Below are 1758 nucleotides of genomic sequence, written 5' to 3'. Positions count from 1 at the left end.
GACTGCTTCGCGCAGAACGAAGTCATCACATACGAGGCCTTGGGTTTTTGCCCCGAAGGCGGCGCCGAGAAATTCATTGTGGATGGCGACAACACCTACGGCGGCCAGGTGGTCACCAATCCCTCGGGCGGTCTGTTGTCCAAGGGCCACCCACTGGGCGCGACCGGACTAGCGCAATGCACCGAGCTCGTGCAGCAATTGCGTGGCAACGCCGGGGCACGCCAGGTGCCGAACGCGCGGCTGGCGCTGCAACACAACCTGGGTTTGGGCGGCGCATGCGTCGTGACCCTTTACGAACGCAACCACTGACCTCAACTTTCACATCAAAATCATGTACAGCGAGATCCACAACCCCCGCCGCTGGCTGCTGACCGCCGCGCTCAAGGAACTGGCGACCCATTCACCAGACGCCAACTGGCTGACCGACAGCGAAGGTGGCCGCCTGAGCTTCGGTCAGGCGCACACGCACAGCCAACGCGCGGCCGGGTTCTTCGAACGCCTCGGCACGCGGCGCAATGACCGCGTCGGCGTGTTCATGTTCAATGGCTGCGATTTCGCCACTGCCTGGATGGGGCTGGGCAATCTGGGTGCGACGGCGGTGTTCCTGAACACCGAACTGCGCATCAGCTTCTTGCGCCACCAGCTCGTTGATTCCGCGCTCAGCTGCGTCGTGGTCGACGCCGAGTTGCTTGGCGCTCTCATCGATATCGCCGATGAAGTGCCCGAGCTGCGCACTGTTGTTGTTGTCGGGGCTCCATCGAATGCCCAGGTGCCGACGCGCTGGCGGGTGCTGGCCTGGCCGGACTGGTCGCAGCAACCCGGCTGGGATGGCCCTGGCCCGGCGCCGGAAGACATTGCCTGCATCATGTACACCTCTGGCACCAGCGGACCCAGCAAGGGCGTTTTGATGCCGCATGCGCACTGCGCGCTGTACGGGGTGGGGGCCATCAAATGTGTGGAGCTTACCCAGCAGGATTGTTACTACATCAGCCTGCCGCTGTTCCACGCCAACGGACTCTTCATGCAACTGGGTGCGACCTTGCTGGCTGGCATTCCGGCCTTCGTGCGCCGCCGCTTCAGCGCCAGCAGCTGGCTCACCGACATTCGGGACCACGGCGCGACCGTGACCAACCTGCTGGGCGCCACCGCCGGTTTCATTCTCAACCAACCCACCACGCCGCAAGACCGCCAGCACACGCTGCGCGCGGTGCTGACCGCCCCCAACCTTGCCCAGCACGAGGCGGCCTTTCGCGAGCGATTTGGCGTGAAAGACATCGTGTCCGGCTTCGGCATGACCGAGGTGAACATTCCCATCTGGGGCCGCTTGGGCCGTTCCGTGCCAGGGGCTGCGGGCTGGACGCACGAAGAGCACTTTGAGGTTCGCATCGCCAATTCGGAAACCGACGAGCCGTTGCCCACCGGGGAAATGGGCGAGATCCTCGTGCGCCCAAAGGTGCCGTCCGGTTTCATGGCGGGGTACTTCAACGCACCGGCAAAGACGGTGGAGGCCTGGCGCAATCTCTGGTTCCACACCGGCGACGCGGGAACCATGCAAGCCGATGGACTGATCACCTTTGTGGATCGCATCAAAGACTGCATCCGCCGCCGGGGCGAGAACATCTCGGCCACCGAGGTGGAGGAGGTGGTCGCTGCGTTGCCAGGCATCGAGGAGGTGGCGGCTTACGCTGTGCCATCCGATGTGCCTGGCGGTGAAGACGAGGTGATGCTGGCGGTGGTGACCAAACCCGGTGTGACGCT

1 protein-coding gene and 1 pseudogene are annotated in these 1758 nt (G+C 64.1%); both read left to right on the top strand.

Features of this window, described 5'->3' with window-relative positions; translation table 11 throughout:
* Nucleotides 1-309: pseudogene (locus ABYB95_RS22960) on the top strand (lipid-transfer protein); the annotation flags it as partial.
* A 22-nt stretch (nucleotides 310-331) separates the two neighbouring features.
* A partial coding sequence (locus ABYB95_RS22955; RefSeq protein WP_372662501.1) for an AMP-binding protein occupies nucleotides 332-1758 on the top strand: 1427 nt, incomplete at its 3' end.

It is taken from the genome of Hydrogenophaga sp., assembly GCF_041633695.1.
GTDB lineage: Bacteria > Pseudomonadota > Gammaproteobacteria > Burkholderiales > Burkholderiaceae_C > Hydrogenophaga.
This window is presented reverse-complemented; position numbering and strand designations above follow the sequence as displayed.